20 protein-coding genes are annotated in these 20006 nt (G+C 69.6%); 8 read left to right on the top strand and 12 right to left on the bottom strand.

Translation table 11 applies throughout. The annotated features are described in order from the left end of the window. The first annotated feature begins 12 nt into the window (after positions 1-12). The 3 genes from ASE12_RS11215 to ASE12_RS11225 all read left to right on the top strand — a co-directional run bounded on the left by ASE12_RS11215 (position 13) and on the right by ASE12_RS11225 (position 3114). Positions 13-441 (top strand): nuclear transport factor 2 family protein, encoded by a 429-nt coding sequence (locus ASE12_RS11215; RefSeq protein WP_056400402.1) that lies wholly within the window; start codon positions 13-15, stop codon positions 439-441. After that, the gene (locus ASE12_RS11220) at positions 438-2462 is read left to right on the top strand and encodes an NADPH-dependent 2,4-dienoyl-CoA reductase (protein ID WP_056400405.1); all 2025 of its coding nucleotides are present in this window, start codon (positions 438-440) and stop codon (positions 2460-2462) included. Before ASE12_RS11215 ends, ASE12_RS11220 begins: the two co-directional genes overlap by 4 nt. A gap of 196 nt (positions 2463-2658) precedes the next feature. Then, positions 2659-3114 carry a hypothetical protein gene (locus ASE12_RS11225; RefSeq protein ID WP_157412902.1) on the top strand — a complete coding sequence of 152 codons (456 nt, stop codon included), beginning with the start codon at positions 2659-2661 and terminating at the stop codon, positions 3112-3114. A gap of 13 nt (positions 3115-3127) precedes the next feature. Here the strand turns inward: ASE12_RS11225 and ASE12_RS11230 are convergent, their stop codons facing one another. Genes ASE12_RS11230 through ASE12_RS11240 form a run of 3 tightly spaced genes read right to left on the bottom strand, consistent with a single transcriptional unit; the run spans position 3128 to position 7220 of the window. Continuing rightward, a complete protein-coding gene (locus ASE12_RS11230; protein WP_056400413.1) occupies positions 3128-3796 on the bottom strand; it encodes a response regulator transcription factor in 669 nt (222 codons plus the stop codon). Then, the gene (locus ASE12_RS11235; protein WP_056400415.1) at positions 3793-5016 is read right to left on the bottom strand and encodes a sensor histidine kinase; all 1224 of its coding nucleotides are present in this window, start codon (positions 5014-5016) and stop codon (positions 3793-3795) included. Before ASE12_RS11235 ends, ASE12_RS11230 begins: the two co-directional genes overlap by 4 nt. Next, entirely contained in the window at positions 5013-7220 is a 2208-nt protein-coding gene (locus ASE12_RS11240; RefSeq protein WP_056404764.1) for an MMPL family transporter, read from the bottom strand. Before ASE12_RS11240 ends, ASE12_RS11235 begins: the two co-directional genes overlap by 4 nt. A gap of 198 nt (positions 7221-7418) precedes the next feature. Between ASE12_RS11240 and ASE12_RS11245 the strand changes: the two genes are divergently transcribed. Genes ASE12_RS11245 through ASE12_RS11255 form a run of 3 tightly spaced genes read left to right on the top strand, consistent with a single transcriptional unit; the run spans position 7419 to position 9877 of the window. Further along, a complete protein-coding gene (locus tag ASE12_RS11245) occupies positions 7419-8858 on the top strand; it encodes an MDR family MFS transporter (protein WP_056400417.1) in 1440 nt (479 codons plus the stop codon). 46 nt (positions 8859-8904) lie between these two features. Next, positions 8905-9336 carry a hypothetical protein gene (locus ASE12_RS11250; protein WP_056400418.1) on the top strand — a complete coding sequence of 144 codons (432 nt, stop codon included), beginning with the start codon at positions 8905-8907 and terminating at the stop codon, positions 9334-9336. A 16-nt stretch (positions 9337-9352) separates the two neighbouring features. After that, complete coding sequence (locus ASE12_RS11255) at positions 9353-9877, top strand: DUF1697 domain-containing protein (protein WP_056400419.1); 525 nt, start codon at positions 9353-9355, stop codon at positions 9875-9877. A 45-nt stretch (positions 9878-9922) separates the two neighbouring features. On the opposite strand, the gene ASE12_RS20375 is transcribed toward ASE12_RS11255, so the two are convergent. Next, complete coding sequence (locus ASE12_RS20375) at positions 9923-10078, bottom strand: DUF6131 family protein (protein WP_188110668.1); 156 nt, start codon at positions 10076-10078, stop codon at positions 9923-9925. Positions 10079-10267: 189 nt separating this feature from the next. Between ASE12_RS20375 and ASE12_RS11260 the strand changes: the two genes are divergently transcribed. Both ASE12_RS11260 and ASE12_RS11265 read left to right on the top strand, forming a co-directional pair. Beyond that, entirely contained in the window at positions 10268-10846 is a 579-nt protein-coding gene (locus tag ASE12_RS11260) for a hypothetical protein (RefSeq protein WP_056400420.1), read from the top strand. Between the two features lie 21 nt (positions 10847-10867). Then, a complete protein-coding gene (locus ASE12_RS11265) occupies positions 10868-11671 on the top strand; it encodes an NAD-dependent protein deacetylase (protein WP_056400421.1) in 804 nt (267 codons plus the stop codon). Positions 11672-11732: 61 nt separating this feature from the next. Here ASE12_RS11265 and ASE12_RS11270 read toward each other — a convergent pair whose 3' ends face one another. From ASE12_RS11270 to ASE12_RS11305, 8 genes are read right to left on the bottom strand one after another with little or no spacing between them, the layout of a single operon-like run. After that, positions 11733-12713, bottom strand: coding sequence for an ABC transporter substrate-binding protein (locus ASE12_RS11270; protein ID WP_056400424.1), 981 nt, complete (start codon positions 12711-12713; stop codon positions 11733-11735). Next, positions 12710-13798: an ABC transporter permease gene (locus ASE12_RS11275; RefSeq protein WP_082582208.1), complete on the bottom strand. Its 1089-nt coding sequence runs from the start codon at positions 13796-13798 to the stop codon at positions 12710-12712. The genes ASE12_RS11270 and ASE12_RS11275 overlap by 4 nt, the downstream gene beginning before the upstream one ends. Next, positions 13795-14559 (bottom strand): ATP-binding cassette domain-containing protein, encoded by a 765-nt coding sequence (locus ASE12_RS11280; RefSeq protein WP_056404765.1) that lies wholly within the window; start codon positions 14557-14559, stop codon positions 13795-13797. The genes ASE12_RS11275 and ASE12_RS11280 overlap by 4 nt, the downstream gene beginning before the upstream one ends. Continuing rightward, positions 14556-15473 (bottom strand): hypothetical protein, encoded by a 918-nt coding sequence (locus tag ASE12_RS11285; protein WP_056400428.1) that lies wholly within the window; start codon positions 15471-15473, stop codon positions 14556-14558. The genes ASE12_RS11280 and ASE12_RS11285 overlap by 4 nt, the downstream gene beginning before the upstream one ends. A 3-nt stretch (positions 15474-15476) precedes the next feature. Then, positions 15477-16829, bottom strand: coding sequence for an FGGY family carbohydrate kinase (locus ASE12_RS11290; protein ID WP_056400430.1), 1353 nt, complete (start codon positions 16827-16829; stop codon positions 15477-15479). Then, positions 16822-17838: a class I mannose-6-phosphate isomerase gene (locus ASE12_RS11295; protein ID WP_056400433.1), complete on the bottom strand. Its 1017-nt coding sequence runs from the start codon at positions 17836-17838 to the stop codon at positions 16822-16824. The genes ASE12_RS11290 and ASE12_RS11295 overlap by 8 nt, the downstream gene beginning before the upstream one ends. Beyond that, positions 17835-18869 carry a LacI family DNA-binding transcriptional regulator gene (locus ASE12_RS11300; protein WP_056400436.1) on the bottom strand — a complete coding sequence of 345 codons (1035 nt, stop codon included), beginning with the start codon at positions 18867-18869 and terminating at the stop codon, positions 17835-17837. Before ASE12_RS11300 ends, ASE12_RS11295 begins: the two co-directional genes overlap by 4 nt. Continuing rightward, positions 18866-19822 carry a 1-phosphofructokinase family hexose kinase gene (locus ASE12_RS11305; protein WP_056400437.1) on the bottom strand — a complete coding sequence of 319 codons (957 nt, stop codon included), beginning with the start codon at positions 19820-19822 and terminating at the stop codon, positions 18866-18868. The genes ASE12_RS11300 and ASE12_RS11305 overlap by 4 nt, the downstream gene beginning before the upstream one ends. Between the last annotated feature and the right edge of the window lie 184 nt (positions 19823-20006).

The following is a 20006-nucleotide window of genomic DNA, read 5'->3' on the forward strand; positions in this document are numbered from 1 at the left end:
ACAGGAGTCCCAGTGAAAGAGTTTCGCGCTGCCGTCGAGGCCGGTGACTTCGCCGCGCTCGGCGACCTGCTGGCCGAGGACGTGGTGTTCCGCAGCCCCGTCGCCTTCAAGCCGTACGAGGGCCGGCCGATCGTGGCGGCGATCCTCCGGGGCGTCGGGCGGGTGTTCACCGAGTTCCGGTACGTCCGAGAGCTCGCCGACCCGTCGACAGGCTCAGGGGGCAAGTCAACGGGCTCCGCGCTGGTCTTCGAGACCGTCGTCGACGGCGTGAGCGTCAACGGGATCGACCTGATCCGCACCAACGAGGCCGGTCTGATCAGCGAGCTCACCGTGATGGTGCGGCCGCTCTCGGGCGCCAACGCCCTCGCCCAGGCCATGGGCGCGCAGTTCGACCAGATCCAGAGCGAAGCCGTCGCCGAGATGACCGGAGAGACCCGATGACCCCGTACCCGCACCTGCTCGAGCCGCTCGACCTCGGGCACACGACCCTGCGCAACCGCGTGATCATGGGCTCGATGCACACCGGCATGGAGGACCGGGCCAAGCACCTGCCCGAGCTCGCGGCGTACTTCGCCGAGCGCGCCAAGGGTGGCGTCGCCTTGTCGGTGACCGGCGGCTACGCGCCCAACTGGCACGGCTGGCTGCTGCCGTTCGGCTCCCTGATGACGTCCAAGAAGCTGGCCGACAAGCACCGCCTCGTGACCGACGCCGTGCACGAGCACGACGGCAAGATCGCGATGCAGCTACTGCACGCGGGTCGCTACGGCTACCACCCCTTCAAGCGCGCGGCGTCGAGCAAGCCGTCGCCGATCACGCCGATGGGCAAGCCCAAGGCGATGTCGACCAAGGAGGTCGACCAGACGATCACGGACTTCGCCAACTCGGCGAAGCTTGCTCGCCGGGCCGGCTACGACGGCGTCGAGATCATGGGCTCCGAGGGCTACCTGATCAACCAGATGCTGACGGCGCGGACCAACGACCGTACGGACAAGTGGGGCGGCAGCGCCGAGAACCGCATGCGCTTCCCCGTCGAGATCGTCGAGCGCGTGCGCGAGGCGGTCGGCGACGACTTCATCGTGATGTACCGGATGTCGTTGCTCGACCTCGTCGACGACGCGCAGAGCTGGGACGAGACCGTCGCGCTGGCCAAGAAGATCGAGGCGGCCGGCGTCTCGATCATCAACACCGGCATCGGCTGGCACGAGGCCCGCATCCCCACGATCGTCACGTCGGTGCCGCGGGGTGCGTTCTCGTGGATCACCGGCAAGCTGCGGCCCGAGGTGTCGGTGCCGGTCGTGGCGTCCAACCGCATCAACACCCCCGAGATCGCCGAGGAGATCATCGCCTCGGGCCAGGCCGACCTCGTGTCGATGGCGCGGCCCCTGCTGTCGGATCCGTACTTCGTCGCCAAGGCCGCCGAGAACCGCGCCGACGAGATCAACACGTGCATCGCGTGCAACCAGGCATGCCTCGACCACACGTTCCAGAACAAGCGCGCGAGCTGCATGATCAACCCGCGCGCGGGTCACGAGACGTCGCTCGTCCTGTCCCCCACACGTACGACCAAGCGCATCGCCGTCGTCGGTGCCGGCCCGGCCGGCCTGGCGGCGGCTGCCGAGCTGGCGGGCCGCGGTCACACCGTGGAGCTGTTCGAGGCGTTGCCGGAGGTCGGCGGCCAGTTCCGGCTCGCGATGCAGATCCCGGGCAAGGAGGAGTTCAAGGAGACGATCCGCTACTACTCGCGGCGTCTCGAGCTCGGCGGGGTCAAGGTCCACCTCGGCACCAAGGCGACGGTCGACGACCTGGCGAGCTTCGACGAGGTCGTCGTGGCCACCGGCGTCGAGCCCCGCATCCCGTCGATCCCGGGCGTCGACCATCCCAAGGTCGTCAATTACCAGGACGTCATCCGGCATCGCACTCCCGTTGGTCGGCGCGTCGCCGTGATGGGTGCCGGCGGCATCGGGTTCGACGTGTCGGAGTTCCTGCTGCACGATCCCGACGAGTCGGTCGAGCACTGGATGGAGCGCTGGGGCGTGACGGATCCCGAGGTCGCACGCGGCGGCCTGGCCACCAAGGTCAAGGCTCCGCCGCGGCGCGAGGTCGTCCTGCTGCAGCGCAAGACCACCGAGCTCGGCAAGGGTCTCGGCAAGACCACGGGCTGGGTGCACCGGCAGACCCTCAAGGACTCCGCCGTCGAGATGGTCAAGGGCGTCACGTACGACCGCATCGACGACGACGGCCTGCACATCACCGTCGCCACCGGCAAGGACTCATCGGAGTCGCGCGTCCTCGACGTCGACACGATCGTCCTGTGCACGGGGCAGGAGTCCGTACGCGACCTGATCGAGCCCTTGGAGGCGCTCGGGAAGCCGGTGCACGTCATCGGTGGTGCCGACGTCGCCGCCGAGCTCGACGCCAAGCGCGCCATCAAGCAGGCCACCGAGCTCGCCGCGCGCCTCTAGGTGGCGGTGGCGGTTTACCAAGAGGTCAGGGCAAACTGCCACGTCCGACGAGACACCTCAAGGCAAACCGCCACTCCTCAAGGTGCGCGCGCCCTGAGGAGTGGCACCTTGCCCTGACCTCTTGGTAAACCGCACCGATGGAGCTGGAGGCGGCAAAACGACGCCGCCACGGCTGCCTGACCGGCAGACTCGTCCTATGGGCGATCGACCAAGGAACTGGCGTGGCTGGATCACGGCAGCGCGGGTTGCGCTCTCCGCTCTCGTGGCGTGGCTGGTCTACGTGCTCCTTGACGACATCGCGAGCCTGACTGGCCAGACATGTCTGGTCGTCGGCGGCGCCCTGGCCCTCGTCGCCATGTGGCACAGATGGCGTCCAGACCCCGAACCGTCGGTCCGTGACGAGACCACGCCCAAGCTCCGCGTCAGGTCCTGGCAGCACCACGTCGCAGGGGTCCTCTTCGGCACGCCGCTGCTCGCCATCGACTCCGTCCAACGCCTTCAGGGTCACGAGGTCGGAGCGCGACCGTGGTGGGCAGGCGTGATCGAGGCGATCACCTGGAGCGCAATCGTGGCGTACACCCTCGTCGACCTCTACCAGCACCGGGACGCCCGCGCGGAGCAGCGCAAGGAGGAGTGGGCTCCCTGGGGCTGATGGCGGTTCGGCTCTAGCTGTCGGCGCGTACCAGACCGGTCTGGTACGCGATGACGACGAGCTGCGCGCGGTCGCGGGCGTGCAGCTTCGTCATGGCCCTCTGCACGTGGGCGCGCACCGTGAACGGGCTGAGGAACTCCCGCTCCGCAATCTCTGAGTTGGACAGACCCGTCGCGACCAGCGCCACCATCTCGCGTTCGCGGGGAGTGAGCTCGGCCAACTGCTCAGGCGGCTGCGCCGGTGCATCGTCGGGCGAGGCCAGGAACCGCGCCACCAGCGCTCGGGTCGCGGTGGGCGAGAGCAGGGTCTCGCCGTCGGCGATCGTACGGACTGCAGCCAGCAGGTCGGCGGCGCCGATGCCCTTGCCGATGAAACCGCTGGCTCCCGCGCGCAGCGCCTGAGCGACGTGTTCATCGGTCTCGTACGTCGTGAGGATCAGGATGCGGCTGGCGTGCAGCTCCGGGTCGGCGCAGATCTCCGACGTCGCAGCGAGGCCGTCCATCTCGGGCATGCGGATGTCCATGATGACCACGTCGGGCCGCAGCTCGCGGGTGAGCTTCACGGCCTCCTTGCCGTCGCCGGCCTCACCGACGACCGTGATGTCGTCACCGGTGTCGAGCAGGGTCCGGAAGGCTTCGCGAAGCAAGGCCTGGTCGTCGGCGAGCAGCACCCGGAGCGTCATCGATCATCACCAGCTTCTCCGGCATCGGCCCGCGAGGACTCCTTGACCGGTGGCAGGGGGAGCTCGGCGAAGACGCGGAACCCGCCGTCGGCCCGACGGCCCGCCGACAGCGTGCCCCCCACCGCGGTGGCGCGCTCGCGCATGCCCATCAGGCCGTAGCCGGGTGCCCGCCCCGACGCCGCGGCAGCAGTTGTCCCGTCGTCGTCGATCGTGATGGTCACCCGGTCCCGGCTCCAGGCAAGGCCCACCCGTGCGGTGCCGGTCCCGGCATGCTTGGTCACGTTGGTCAACGCCTCCTGGATGATGCGGTACGCGGTGAGGTCGACCCCGGGTGGCAGGGGCCTGGCCCCGCCCTCCTGGTGCAGCGCCACGTCGAGACCGGCACGGCGAAACGACTCGAGCAGGGGTGCGAGTCGGGACAACCCGGGCGCCGGCTCGACCGGCTCGGCCGTGTCATCGGCCTGACGCAGCAGACCCACCGTCGCCCGCAGGTCGTCGAGCGCGTTGCCGGTGGTCTCGATGAGCTGGTCCAGGTTCCTGCGGGTCTGCTCCGGCCGGGTGTCGAAGAGGTGCGCGGCGACCGTGGCCTGTGCGCTGGCCAGCGTGATCTGGTGCGCCACCACGTCGTGCAGCTCGCGGGCGATGCGCAATCGCTCCTCGGCGACCCTCCGCTGAGCCTCGCTGTCACGGCTCTCCTCTGCGCGATGCGCCCGCTCCTCGACGGCGGCGAGGTAGGCCCGCCGGTTCTGCGTCGAGTGACCCAGCACGCCCGCCACCAAGGGGAACGCGGCGACGACCGCCAGCCGGCTCCCGTCCTGCCACGAGAGGTTGCCGAACAGGGCCGTCGAGGCGACCAGCAACGCTGAGGAGGTGGCCAGGGCCGCGGCCGTCACCCGCCTTTCGAGGCGTACGGAGAGCACATAGGCGCTGATCACGGCGGGCGCCACGATGAGAGGCGTCAGGAGCAGGTCGAGCGGTGCGACCAGCATGCCGCACCCCGTCGTGACAGCCAGCGTCCACAGGGGTGCGCGATGCCGCATCAGCAGTGCCGCACTCGACACGGCGGCGATGACGTACGCGGCGGCGGGCGGCCAGGTCACCGTGTCGTTGACGCGGAGCCCACCGCCTGCCGCGCACAGCGCGAAGGCCGTCGCGACGATCGCTCCCTCACGCCACCACGTGTGCCGCGGTCGCGCGGGGGAGCCACCTGCGTCGGTCATGGCCGGCCGGCACCCGCCGGCACGGTCGTGGGCTCCGCGGTATGCCCGCGTAGCGCCTCGCCCTCGATGTCGACGTTCGGCAGCACGCGGTTCAGGATACGCGGCATCCACCACGCTCGGTGCCCCAGAAGTGCCATGACCGCGGGGGCGATCGCCATGCGTACGACGAACGCATCGAACGCGACGGCGGAGGCCAGGCCGACGCCCATCGTCTGGATCGTGGGGTTGTGCAGGCCGATGAACCCGGCGAACACACTGACCATGATGATCGCCGCCGCGGCCACCACCCGGCCACTGTGCCGGAACCCCTCGATGATGGCGTCGTCCGGTGAGGCACCGTGGGCGTACGCCTCCCGGACACGGGTGAAGAGGAAGACCTCGTAGTCCATGGCCAGGCCGAAGACGATGCCGATGATGAGGATCGGCATCAACGACATGACGGGCCCGGTCTGGTCGATGCCTATCAGGTCGGCTCCCCATCCCCACTGGAAGACCGCGACCAACGTGCCGAACGCGGCGCCCACCGACAGCAGGAAGCCGAGGGCCGCCTTGAGCGGCACCAGGATCGAGCGGAAGACGACCATCAACAGGACGAAGGCCAGTCCGATGACGACGCTGAGGTAGGGCAGGAGGGCATCGGCCATCGCCTCGGAGATGTCGATGTTGAGGGCCGTGTTGCCCGTCACCGCGATGTCGGCGCCAGTGTCCGCCTCGACACCTGCGGCATCACTGCGGATCTCCTTGACCAGGTCCTTGGTCTCCGTGCTGGTCGGCGAGGTCGTGGGGACTGCCGTGATGACGGCCGTGTCCTTTGCCTCGTTGAGCACCGGCTCGTCGACCGACGCGATGCCGTCCTCGGCCCGCAGGCTGTCGACGACCTGGTCCACGGCACCTTCAGGAGCCACGGACCTGGACACATCAACGACCACCGTCAACGGGCCGTTGAAGCCGGGGCCGAACCCGTCCGACAGCAGGTCGTACGCCTGCCGCTGCGTCGTCTCCACAGGCTTGGACTCGTCGCCAGGCAGGCCCAGCTCGAGGCTCAGCGCCGGCAGGGCGACCGCGCCCAGACCCAGCCCGGCGACCAGCAGCACCGCCGCGGGCCGCCGCAGAACGAACCGCGCCCAGCGTGCCCCCAGACCAGGGCGAGCAGCCCTGACCGACTCGGGGTGGCGAAGAGCCTTGCGGGACGCGCGGGACAGGACCCGCCGACCGAAGAGCCCGAACAACGCCGGGACCAGGGTCAGCGCGACGAGCACGGCGAGCGCCACCGCCCCTGCGCCGCCCAGGCCCATCTTGGTGAGCTCCGGGATGCCGACGACGCCGAGCCCGACAAGGGCGATCATGACCATCGCGCCGGCGAACACCACCGCGGATCCCGCCGTGCCGACGGCCAGTCCGGCGGCCTCCTCGGGCTCGACCCCTCGGCCACGTTCCTCGCGATAGCGGGTCGTGATGAAGAGGGCATAGTCGATGCCGACAGCGAGCCCCAGCATCAGCGACAGTATGGCGACCGTGGACGTGAGTCCCAGTGCGACCGACAGCGCCGAGATCAGGCCGAACGAGATGGCCACCCCGGTGAACGCGCTCATCAGCGACAGACCGGCCGCGACCAACGAGCCGAGCGTGAGGATCAGCACGACGGCCGCGATCGCGACGCCGATCATCTCGGTCGTACCGCCCGGCGACACCTCCGCGTCCAGAACGGATCCGCCGATCTCCGCCGTCAGCCCTGCGTCCCGGGCCTGCGCGGATGCGTCCTCGAGCGCCTTCTTCGTCGAGCCGGTCAGGTCGACGGCGGCCTCGGTGTACGTGATCGTCGAGTAGGCGGTCGTCCCGTCATCGCTGATGGCCTCCGTCTCGAACGGGTCGGTGGCCTCGGCCACCTGCTTGCCGTCGGCCACGGAGCCGATCGCGTCCTCGATGGCGGCCTTGTTGTCCGTCGCGGTCACCTGCTGACCGTCGGGGGCCCGGAAGACCAAGCGGGCATCGGCACCTTGGGAGTTGCTCTGGGGGAAGCGCTGGTCCAGCAGGTCGAACGCCTTCTGCGACTCGGTACCGGGCATGGAGATGTCCTCCTCCTCGCCCGCCGGCGCGGTGACTCCGGCCAGCACGGCGAGGACCACCGCCCCCAGCCACAGACCACCGACAAGGCGGCGTCGGCGGAAGGACCACCGCCCGATCCGGTAGAGAATTGTTGCCACTTCGATCACTCCAGTCACTGCTCGACGAGGGAAATTGCGCGGGATGTCACGCGTCTTCCACCGTGCCGTTCAGCGACCGGCTGGACATCGTCCCTCGTCACCGACTTGGCATGGTGCGTCGGGACCAGCCAGCCACGCGCCCTGGTGCGTACGCACCAGAGGGAATGGTTGCCGGACGCACCGGGTTGAACCATTGACGTGACGACTCCTGCACCCACGCGCGCCTCGGTCGGACTCCGGTCCGAGCGTGGCCCGGTGCTGCTGGGCGTCATGCTGTCGGTCGCCCTCGTGGCGATCGACGCGACGATCCTGGCGACCGCCGTGCCGTCCGTCGTCGAGGACCTCGGCGGGTTCTCACAGTTCCCGTGGCTGTTCTCGATCTACCTGCTCGCGCAGGCGATCTCGGTCCCGTTGTACGGCAAGTTCTCCGACATCATCGGGCGCAAGCCCGTCATGCTGCTGGGCATCGCCCTGTTCCTCCTCGGCTCCGTGCTCTGCGGTGCTGCGTGGAGCATGCCGTCCCTGATCGTCTTCCGAGCCGTCCAGGGCCTCGGCGCCGGAGCCGTCCTGCCGATGAGCATGACGATCATCGGCGACCTGTACTCGATCGCCGAGCGGTCGAAGGTGCAGGGCTATGTCGCCAGCGTGTGGGGTGTCTCGTCGGTCGTCGGCCCGACCCTCGGCGGGGTGTTCTCCGACTACCTGTCGTGGCGCTGGATCTTCTTCGTCAACGTCCCCATCGCTATCGCCGCCGCGCTGATGCTGGCGCGCCGGTTCAGCGAGGACGTCACGCGCACGCACCACCGCATCGACTACGCCGGCGCGATCACCCTCGCGATCGGCGGGTCGTTGCTGATCCTCGGCCTGCTCGAGGGCGGCGTCGAGTGGTCCTGGGACTCGACGACCAGCATCTCGGTGCTCGCCACGGCCGCCGTGCTGCTTACCGGGTTCGTGCTGATCGAACGCCGGGCCGCGGAGCCGATCCTGCCGCTGTGGGTCTTCAGGCGCAGGGTCCTGGTCGGCGCGAACGCGTCGAGCCTGGTCGTCGGCGTGCTGCTGATCGGGCTGACCTCGTACGTCCCGCTGTACGCCCAAGGCGTGCTTGGCACCAACGCCCTGGTCGGCGGGTTCGTTGTTGCAGCGATGACGATCGGCTGGCCGATCTCGGCCGCGATCGCCGGGCGCTTCTACCTCCGCGTCGGGTTCCGCGACACGGCGTTCATGGGATCGGCATTCGTCGTCGCCGGAGCCGCTCTGCTGGTGCTCGTCACCGGCGACAGCTCGATCTACTTCCTCGGTGCCGCCTGCTTCGTCATCGGTGTCGGCCTCGGCTTCATCGCCTCGCCGATCCTGGTCGCCGCACAGTCCTCCGTCGACTGGACGACCCGCGGCGTCGTCACCGGCACCACGATGTTCGCCCGTTCGGTGGGCAGCGCGCTCGGCATCGCGGTCTTCGGCGCCATCGCCAACGCCGCGGTGGCCCGCCGAGTCGGCGGGTCGCACCCCGACCTGGAGCACCTGCCCGCCCGCATCCTGGAGCCGTCGATCCACGAGGTCTACCTCGGAGCCGGCGTCGCCGCACTCGTCATGATCGGCGCGATCGCCCTTCTGCCGCGCCGCGTCGCCACCGTCGACTGACGCCAAAAGTCCACGACCACCGGTTCGTACGCGCTAGCGTTCCCGCGTGAGCATGCCGCCGGAACCCCCGCTTCCTCCGTTCGGCACGCCACCACCGGCGTACGGCTACGTACCGCCGTACCCGGCACCCAGCGGCCCGCCGCAGCCCGACACCTCTGGGCGTACGGTCGACCGCGCGCTGTCCTGGTTGCTGTTCGCGGTGCAGGTCCTCGGCGCCGGCGTCATGGTCATCGTCTCGATCTTTGCCGTCTTCATCGACGCCTACTGCAACGAAGGCAGCACCGAATCGTGTGCCAACGACAATGCCGGTGACCTGTTGATCGGGTATTGGATCGCGTTGGTCGTTCTTCTCGTGGCCACCCTCATCGCCCTGATCGTGGCGACGTCGACCAAGCGGCAGTTGTGGCCGTGGGCCGTCGGCGGCTTCGGCCTGAGTGCCGTGGCGACCGTCGTGTTCTTCGCCGCCTTGGCCGGCTGAACGACATACTGGCCCGGTGAGCACCCGCATCATCCTGCTGCGCGCCGTCAACGTCGGCGGCACCCAGCTGCCGATGGCGGACCTGCGCGAGATCGCGACCGAGCTCGGCGCCACCGAGGTCCAGACCTACATCGCGTCAGGCAACCTCATCGCCGACGTGCCCGGCAAGGGCGCCGACTTCGACCGGGCGCTGGAGCAGGCGATCGAGAAGCGCTACGGCTGGTTCCGCGAGGTCATCTCCCGCACGCCGGCCCAGGTGCGCAAGGCACTCGACGCGCACCCCTTCGAGGTCGCCGAGCCGAAGTACTCGTACGTCTCCTTCCTCGCCGGCAAGCCGACCGCCGAGGCGATCGCGAAGGCCGAGACGTACGACACCGGCGACGATCAGTGGCGGGTCATCGGCACTGAGCTGCACATCCGCTATGCCAACGGCGCCGGACGGCCGGAGATGAAGACCGACTCGGTGATGCGCGCGCTCAAGGTGCCCGGCACCGCCCGCAACCTCAACACCGTCAAGAAGCTCATCGAGCTGGCCTGCTGACACAAAGGGGCGGGGCCGCCGCCCGAAGGCGACGACCCCGTCTTGTCAGTAGAAGTGTCTTCGACCGCCGATGCCGCGGTCCATCGATCCAAGCAGCCACAGGACCGCCCCGACCACGATCAAGATGATGCCGATCGTGTACAGGATGGACACGTTGAGCACTGCTCCCAGGATCAAGAGGATGACTCCGAGAATGATCACAGCAGCTTCCTATCTCCCCCCGGCCGGCGGACGCCGACCCGTTTCATCTCGGGAACTACCCGCCGTCCGACTTTTGAAGCGTCAGACAGGTTCTCGCGCTCCGGAACCTGCGCAAGGCTTCGAAAGATGGGCTTGCGATTGCAGGCTGTCCCGTCGGGTACAGCCGCCCCGAGGGGGACAGGAGACCGCATGGGCCAGCTGATCTTCGCGTACTGCCTGGCGGCATTCTTCGCCCTTCCGCCGCTCCTGCCGGCGAAGCGGCTGGAGCGGCAATGGCGGGAGGCGACCGACTCACAGCTCAGGGACCTGCGACGCATGGCCGAGTCCCGATGGGGGTTCTACCTGCTCGGGACCTGGTCCTTCCTGAGCGCCGTCGGAGCCACCTTCGCCGTCGCGCGCGGCCATGCGATCGGGTGGGCCTGGTACGGCGTCGCTGCTCTGTACGCGCTCGGAGTGTTCAGCCTCCGCCGCCATCAGCAGCGGCTGCTGCGGCTGGTCGGTGACCGCGGACGAGTCGAGAGGCCCGAGCGCTACCAGAGACGCGCCGCGAAATCCGTTCGATTCGTCGCCGTCGGGGTCACCGGCTACATCGGCATGCACGTCGTCGACTACGCCTATCCGCACCAACCGCCCGACTGGTCCGTGGCGGTCCGGGGCGTCTTCGCGATCGTGTTCACGGTTGGTGCGATTGGCTTCCTCGTCATCCGGGCACGCATGTACTGGTCCGGCGACGACCTCACGCCTGCCGATCGCGAGAGGCCGCGTTGACCGCCGAGTCATACTTGGCCCATGAGCACGGTCCACGAGGTCCTCGGCGATCGCCGCTGGCTCGTCCTCACGGGCGCGGGGGTGTCGACCGACTCCGGGATTCCCGACTACCGCGGCCCGGGCTCGCCGGTACGGACGCCGATGACCTACCAGGACTTCGTGCGTACGCCCGTAGGTCGGCAGCGCTACTGGGCACGCGCCCACGTCGGCTGGAGCCGCATGCGGGGAGCGCAGCCGAACGCGACCCACCACGCACTGGCAGACCTCGAGCGGCAGGGCAGGCTGACCGGCCTGATCACCCAGAACGTCGACGGGCTGCACGAGCGGGCCGGCCATCGCGACCTCATCGACCTGCACGGCCGCATCGACCGGGTCATCTGCCTGCAGTGCCGCGAGCTGACGCCGCGAGCCGACCTGCACGCCCGGCTCTCGTTGCTCAACCCCGGCTACGAGTCGCGCGTCGGCGAGGTGGCACCGGACGGTGACGTCGTGCTCGACGACACGGCGGACTTCCGCGTCGCGGAGTGTCGTACGTGCGGCGGCGACCTCAAGCCCGACGTCGTCTTCTTCGGGGAGAACGTGCCGAAGGACCGGGTCGAGCGCAGCTACGCCCTGGTCGGCGAGGCCGAGGCGCTCGTCGTGCTCGGCTCCTCGCTGCAGGTGATGTCCGGGTTGCGTTTCGTACGCGCAGCCCACAAGCGCGGCATCCCGATCGCGATCATCAACCGCGGCACGACGCGCGGCGACGACCTCGCCACGGTCAAGCTCGAGGCGGGCTGCGCCGAGACCCTCGCAGCGCTGACCGGCACGGCAGCGCCGGCCTGACCACGAGAAGGTGCGCACCCCGAGGGAGGAAGTCCCGGGATGCGCACCTTGACCACGCGGGTCAGCAGGACGACTTGTAGACCGCCTTGCCGCCTTCACCATCGAGGTTGTCCTTCGTGATGATGGTGAAGCCCGTCTGGATCTTCTTCTCGGTGGACTTGCCGTCGAGCGCGGCCATGGCCTGCTCGACGCCGTCCTGGCCGATCGTGCCCGGCTGCTGGGCGACGAGCGCCTGGACCGTGCCGTCCTGGAGAGCCTTGACCTGGTCGGGGCCGGCGTCGAAGCCGACGATCTTGACCTGGTCACCCTTGTCGGCCTGACGGACGCCGGTCGCGGTGCCCTCGGCGGCGAACAGGTTCGTCGCGAAGACGCCGACGATGTCGGGATCCTTCTGCAGCGCCGCCGTCACGAGCTTGGCTGCGGTCGCCGGCTCGTTGTGGCTGTACTGGACGCCCAGGTAGTTGAACGACGAGTCAGCCTCGGCGGCATCCTTGAAGCCCTTGACGCGAGCGTCAACCGTCGAGACGCCGGGGTCGGTCGAGATGACCAGCACCTTGCCGCCGTTGGGGTTGAGCTGCTTGATCGCGTCGAACGCCGCCTTGCCGCCACCGACGTTGTCCGACGAGATCTCGGAGACCGCGAACGACGGGTCGTTGACGGTGGTGTCGACGAGCACGACCTTGATGCCGGCCTTGGCGGCGGCCTTCAGCGGGGCCTCCATCGCAGACACGTCGGTCGGCGCCACGAGGATCGCGTCGGGCTTGCTGGCCACGACGGAGTCGACGATCGGCTTCTGCAGCGTCGGGTCGAACTTCTGCGGACCCTGCACCTCGACCTTGGCTCCGGCCGTCTTGGCCGCGGCCTCGATGCCGCACTGCATCGTGATGTAGAACTGATCGCCGGCGACGCCCTGGATGAAGGCGATCTTCTTCTCGCCTCCACCTCCTCCGCCGCCATCGCTGGAGCCGCCGCATGCAGCGAGCGACGAACCCAGGACCAGGACTGACGCACCAACGGCCAATCCTCGTGTGAATCGACTCATCTTGTTACTCCTTGCTCCTCGGGTGAGGATTTTTTGGGGCTCCACAGCTGGAGCAGTGGGGATCTGTTCCGACCGCCGCGCTGGGCCGCGGCCCGACGCACCTGGTCGACGTACACGGCGGCGATGAGTACGGCACCGACCGCGACCTGCTGCCAGAACGGCTGCACGCCGACGATCACGAAGCCGTTCTGCAGCACCGCGGGGATGAACAACCCCACGACGGTGCCGAAGATCGTGCCGATCCCCCCGAACAGGGACGTCCCGCCGATGACGACCGCGGCGATGACGTTGAGGTTGGTCTGCGTCTGCCCGGCGATCGCGGTGGTGTTGAACTGCGCGAGCGACAAGATGCCGGCGACACCGGCGAGCAGCCCCGACAGGGCGTAGACCTTGATGAGGTGCCGGTCGACCTCGAGGCCGACCCGACGAGCGGCCTCCTCGTTGGAGCCGACGGCGAACGTGAAGCGGCCGAAGCGGGTGCCGTGCAGGACGATGCCGCCGACCACGACGAACAGCAGCGCGATGACGGTCAGCGTCGGCACCTGGCCGAACACGTTGCCGTAGCCGATCTTGTCCTGCATGATCGTCGGCACCTCGCGGATGTCGACGCCCTTGGTGATGATCTGCGCAGCACCCAGCGCCATGCCGAGCGTGCCCAGCGTGACGATCAGCGGCGGGATCTTGGCCTTGGCGATCAGCACGCCGTTGAACAGGCCCCAGGCCAGACCGGACAGCACCGAGGCGACCACCCCGTACGCCGCGGTGCCCCAGCCGTCACCGCCCTCCCAGAGCATGACCTTGGCACCGATCACGCCGGAGAACACCATGACCGAGCCGATCGACAGGTCGATGCCCGAGGTGATGATGACGAACGTCATCCCGACGCCGAGGATCGCGAGGATCGCGGCGTTCTGCGCGATGAGGCGCATGTTGCCGACGGTCGCGAACGTGTCGGGCGCGCGTACGGCGAACACGATCCAGATCGCGATCAGCACCAACAGGATCTGGAACGCCTGCATCTTGACGATGCGGCTGACGAGGTTGTCGTTCTCCGACGACTCGACGGCTACTCCTGCCACGGTCATGCGCTCTTCACCTCTTCCATGACGCCGGTCATGGCGCCCACCAGCTGCTCCATCGACGTCTCGTTGGCCTTGTACGTGGCGACCCGCTTGCCGAGCCGCAGCACCTGCACCCGGTCCGCGACCTCCATGACGTGCGGCATCGAGTGGCTGATGAAGATCACCGCGACACCGTGGTCCCGAACGCGGCGGATCGTGTCGAGCACGTTGGCCGTCTGGCGCACGCCGAGGGCCGCGGTCGGCTCGTCGAGGAACACGACCTTGCTAGCCCAGTGCACGGCACGGGCGATCGCGATGGCCTGGCGCTGTCCGCCCGACATCGAGCCGACCGGCGCCGTGAGGCTTCTGACGGTCGCGCCGAGCTTGTCGAACGACGCCCGGGCCTCGGCGCGCATCGCCTTGTTGTCCATGAAGCCGAGCTTCCCGACGAGGCCGGGACGCATGAGCTCGCGACCGAGGAACATGTTCTGTGCCGGATCGAGGTGCGGCGCGAGCGCGAGGTCCTGGTAGACCGTCTCGATGCCGAGCTCGCTGGCCTTCATCGGGGTGTCGATGACCTGCGGGTGGCCCTCGTAGAGGATCTCGCCGGAGTCGACGGCCAGGTTGCCCGAGAGCGCCTTGACCAAGGTCGACTTGCCGGCACCGTTGTCGCCGATCAGCGCGACGACCTCACCGGCGTGGATGTCGAAGTCCGCGCCGTCCAGCGCGGTCACCTGCCCGAACTGCCGGGTCAGGCCGCGAGCCTCCAGGATCGGGGTGCTCATGAGGGCCGCACCTCCGTCCACGGACGGGCCCGCCCGTCCATCGCGGACACGAGGCCGTCGAGGCGGCGGCGCCCTTCGGACTCCAGGAACGTACGTCGTTGGGTCGAGTCCATGCCGACCGTCTCCTTCCACACCGAGCGCCCGGCGATGAATCCGGACGCGCCACCCTCGTCGCACGACACCTTCAGCACGTCGGCGAACTCGTCGAAGCCGACGCCGGCCGACAGCACTGCCCACGGACTCTTGATCGAGTCGGCGAGCCTGCGGCAGGCCTCGGGGCTGCCGGGATACTCCAGCTTCAGCAGGTCGGGCTCGAGCGCGTCGAGCGCCACCGCGGCCTCGATGATCGCCGCCGACCGCTGCTCGGGGCTGAGCGGCGCCTCGCCAGGCAGGGGGTAGATGAGGTTCTCGATGACCGACGGCGCGCCGCTCCCCCGGCAGTCGGCGATGACGTCGGTGATGACCGCGATCGCCTCAGCCGTGAGGTCGGGCTCGCCGGGCGCGACGGGGCGGTCGGCGCGTACCTGGATCAGGAACTTCACCGCGTGCCCGCCGAGGCTGTGCACCCACGCGGCGTTGAGCTCTGGATCCCGTGAGGCGCGGGGTTCGCCGTTGTAGTTGCCGCGCGAGGACGGCTCCGCGGCCACCAGCACGCCGAACGCCGGGTCGTCGAGCCGGCTCAGGGCCGGGGTGCCGAACGTCGGGTCCAGCAGGAACCCGCTCGCCGACCCGTTGAGGCTCGCGAGCAGATCAGCCTTGTAGTCGATCAGGTCGTCGTCGCTCGGGTCGTCGATGCCGACCGCGGCGTACATGCGCTTGAGCGTGTTGCGTTGGTCCATCGCGAGCACGGCGAACGTGCCCTCAGGCGTCGCGATGTCGTGGAGCGACGTCTGGCTGGTGATCGACTGGGACATGGATTACCTCGCTGTGGTTTCTTGATGACGGGTCTGGCGGGTGAAGGCGACGAAGTCGGTCGCCTCCTGGGCCGCGAAGGCACCGACGAGCGCCGCGCCAACGGCGGTGTCCTCGGAGCGCGGCGAGAAGGTGGGGTGCGGCAGCACGGCACGGCGGGCGGCCTGCACGGAGAGCATCTGCGACCAGCCGCCGGACACGATGCTGCTGCTCGCCGGCGCGACCACCTCGTCCATCAGCTCGAGGATCCGTTCGACCTCACGGTCGGCATGCGCCAGCGTGGCGGCGAACAGGTGTGCGGGGCTGAGCCCGTCGACGTCGGCGGTGAGGGCCAGGACGCCGTCGTTGTTGCGGGCGCCCGTCACCTCCAGGATCCGGTCGGCACCCGGCGGCAGCGCCATGACCGCGCGGTCGAGCGCCTCGCGGCCGGCCGCGTCGTTGACGCCGACGAGCTGCAGGACGCGACGCAGCAGCAGCCCGGTCTTGACCCCGGCGAGCATGACGCCGTGGCCGGCGACCATGTGGCGTACGACGTTGAGCCCCGAGGCGGCGAGCTGCGTGCGGGTCGGCGCGTCGAGCAGGTCGGACAGTGGGCGTACGAGTGCCTCGGCGGTGCCCATCGAGTCGTAGAGCTGGTCCTCGTCGACCACGCCAGCGGCGACCGTGGCGACGAGGTGGTCGTGCCCGGCGACCGACAGGGTCGCGCCGGTGCGTGCGTGGCGACCCCACGACGACCCGGCGGTGCGGATCTCGGGGACGAATCCGGCGGGCACGCCCAAGACGTCGAGCGCCCAGGGCCACACCGTCGCGCTCTCCTGGTCGAGCAGTCCGGTACGGGCGATGAGCGAGACCTCGGCGGCGACGTCACCGCCGAGCTGGTGCACGACGAACTCCGGCACGCTCAGCCAGCGATGCCCGACGAGGTCGACGCCACGACCCCGCAGGTGCAGCAGCTTGGCGACCGAGGCGAGCGGGCTGACCGGCAGGCCCGTGACCCCGGGGAACGCAGCCTGGAAGTCGGCCGGTGTCGCGTCGATCTCGGCACCGCCGCGCGGGTCGAACCATGCGATGATCGGCGCCCCGGCGGAGCCGTCGGCAGCCAGCAGCACGCCGGCCTCGGCCATGCCGGAGACGCCGATGCCGTCGATCGTCGCGTCGGTGGCGGCGATCAGGTCGTCGAGGAGGTCGTGCACGAGTCCGGTCAGGACGACGGGCGAGAGCTCTGCGGTCCCACCACGGCCCGCCTCCCACGGTGTCGCCCGCCGGCACTCGTGCACGACGGATCCCTCGGGCGTGCACGCCACGGCCTTGACCCAGGTGCTGCCGATGTCGATGCCGATGCTGAGCTGGTCAGGCATGCGAGCCCTCCCATCCGGCTGCGGGACGGGCAACCAAAATCCGGGCGTCGCCCTCGGGCCGCCACTCGCCGAAGGCAGCGGGTACGGCCAGCACGTCGCCGGGAGCGACGTCGATCGCGCCGTCACCCAGCAACCGGGCGTGGCCGGAGAGCACCACGACGGCGGCGAACCCGGCGGCGATGGTCTCCCGTACGCCCCCGCAGGCCAGGTCGAGGCGGAAGAACGCGTCGCTCTCCGACGGCAGCAGCGGCAGGACCGTGTCGTGATAGCCGCCGAGGTCGGTGTGCACGATCAGTGACGACAGGCGCTCGGCCGACATCTGTCCGGTGTCGACCGCCATCATCGCGACCTCGAAGCCGAGGCCGAGGTGCGACTCCTCGCGGGTCGAGGTGGTCAGTGACCACTCGAGGACGATCGAGAAGTCGGTCGGCTCCTGCACCTCGGCGACGAACGTGCCCTCGCCGATCGCGTGGGGCGTTCCGGCCGGGACGAGGATGCCGTCACCGCGGCGTACGGCGACGCGGTGCAGGCGCGACAGCATCCATTCGCTGTCCTGCGCGTCGCGTGCCGCGGCGAGGTCAGCCGGGTCGACGGCGTCCTTCCAGCCGAGGTAGACCGCACCGTCGCCGGTCGCGTCGAGCACGAGCCACGCCTCGGTCTTGCCGTGCGCACAGTCCAGGTGCTGCCTCGCGAAGCTGCGGTCCGGATGGGCGTGGACCGGCAGTCTCTGCCCGGCGTCCAGCAGCTTCACGAGCAGCCCGGTGTCCGGGCTCGCCTCGGGCGCGCCCAGCCAGCTCTTGGGATCGGCGGCCACGAGGTCGCGCAGCAGGTCGCCCTCGACGGTCGACGCGAGGCCGATGCGGGACTCGCCGGCGCGGGCCACCGTCGAGGCGATCCACTCCTCGGGCTGGTGTGCCGAGGTCGTGGCGATGCCCCGCAGCGCGGCGATCTTGGCGCCGCCGGCATAGAAGTGGTCGATGAGGTTGGGGCGCAGCAGTGTCGGCTTCATGGCGCCACCTCGCCGGAGCCGCGTTCGACGATGTCCGTGTCGACGATGATCGTGCGCGGCTCGTCCTCGGGGATCTCCACCGAGGGGTCCTTGCGGCGCAGCTTCTTGGCCTCCAGGTGCGTCAGCACCCGCTCGATCGCCGCGACGCCGATGGCCTCCGGGTCCTGGTTGACGTACGTCACGGCGGGCCGCAGGGTCTTGGCCAGCGGGAAGTCACCGAAGCTGATGAACGCGACGTCGGCCCGCTCCGCGGTGTGCAGCGCGTGCGCGACACCGACCGCAGCACGGGGGTTGGCGGCGAAGATCGCCGTCGGCTGGTCGTCCTCCGCGAGCATCTCGGCGACCACGTCGGCCGCGTCGACGTCGACCGTCGGGCCGGGTCGCACCCACTCCGGGCGTACGGCGATGCCTGCGGCCGCGAGGCTCTCCTCGTAGCCGGTGAGACGGGCGACGGTGGTCGGGAATCGCGCATCGCTGCCGACGAACGCGATCTTGCGGTGTCCGTGCGCCAGCAGGTGGTCGATCGCCCGCCGGGTGATGCCGCGATCGTCGACGGCCACCACGTCGAAGCCCTCGATCTCGATCGAGCGGTCGATCAGCACGATGGGGAACGACTTCCGATAGGGCTCGAGGTACGCATGGGAGCCGCTGACCGGCGCGAGGATCAGGGCCTCGACCCGCTGCATCGCCATGCGCTCGACCTGCCGGCGCTCGCGCTCGGGCGTGAAGCCCGTGCTGCCGAAGATGACGTTGAGCCCCGCCTCGAGGGCGCGCGCCTCGACAGCGTGGGTCAGCGACGCGAAGAAGGGGTCGGCGATCGTGTCGATGATGACGCCGACGGTGTCGCCCGAGCCCATCTTGAGCGAGCGGGCGAACGAGTTGGGCACGTACTGCAGCTCGGCGACGGCGGCGAGCACCCGGTCGCGCACGTCCGGTCGTACGGTCGTCGTGCCGTTGACGACGCGCGACACCGTCTTGATCGAGACGCCGGCGAGCGCCGCGACCTCGTGCAGGGTGGCCGGCTTCGTCATGCCTTCGCCTCCGCCTGGGTCAGCTCGGCGACCCGGCGCGGATCGACCCGGCCGGCGCCGGGCACCTCGACGGCGGCGCTCGCCACGGTCACGCCGTACTCGATCGCCGGCAGCCAGTCGAGCCCGCGACCGAGGCCGACGGCGACCCCGGCAGCGAACGAGTCACCGGCACCGATGGGGTTGACCACGCTGACCCGAGGTGCGGCGATCCACGTCGTCGATCCCTCGACCGCGGCGCACACGCCATGCCCGCCAGCCGTGACGACAGCGCGCTGGGCTCCGCGGCTCACCAAGCCCGTCGCGGCCGCCGACGCGCGCTGGCGCACCTCGTCGATCGGCACCGTCTCGGCCTCGACCGGCTCGGTGACGACGCCCGACACGATGCCCTCGGCCTCGGCGAGGTTGGGGGTCACGAGGTCGGGGCCGTACGGCAGCGACCCGAGCAGCGCGTCGCGGGCGGCGTCGACGATCGTCGGCGCACCGTGACTGCGGGCCAGCTCGACGAGTCGTCCGTACGTCGAGGTGGGCAGTCCCGGAGGGAGGCTGCCCGAGCACACGAGCGGGCCGCCGGCGGCGGGAAGTCGTACGTCGATCTCGGCGAGCAGGTGGTCGAGGTCGGCGTCGGTCATCAGCGGTCCCGGCTCGTTGAGCACCGTGGCCCGGCCGGACTGCTCGAGGATGATCGTGGCGGAGCGAACCTCGCCGGCGACCGGCACGGCATGCATCGTGATCCCCTCGCCGGCGATGAGCTCCAGCAGCCTGGCGCCGTCACCGTCGGCCACGAGACCGACCAGCTCGGCGGGCGTCCCGAGATCGCTCGCCGTACGCACGACGTTGACGCCCTTGCCGCCGGCCGTGACCCTCACGTCGTACGGCCGGCTGACCGTGCCCGCCTCGAACGAGTCGACCGCGACGGTGCGATCGAAGCAGAGGTTCGGGTTGACGACGAGCACGTGTCGGTCTCCTTGGCGTGTGACGTGGACCACGTTCGGGCCCTGTGAGGCCCTATACTGAACCCCGAAAGACAACGTTGTCCAGTGTCTGGCCGAAAAATTGGCAACGTTGTCTTTGGAATCCGACGAGTCAGGAGCGCATGTGACCAGCCCAGCCACCCCGTCAGCACCCGGACCGCAATCC

Origin of the sequence: Aeromicrobium sp. Root236 (assembly GCF_001428805.1) — a bacterium.
Classification (GTDB): Bacteria; Actinomycetota; Actinomycetes; order Propionibacteriales; family Nocardioidaceae; genus Aeromicrobium.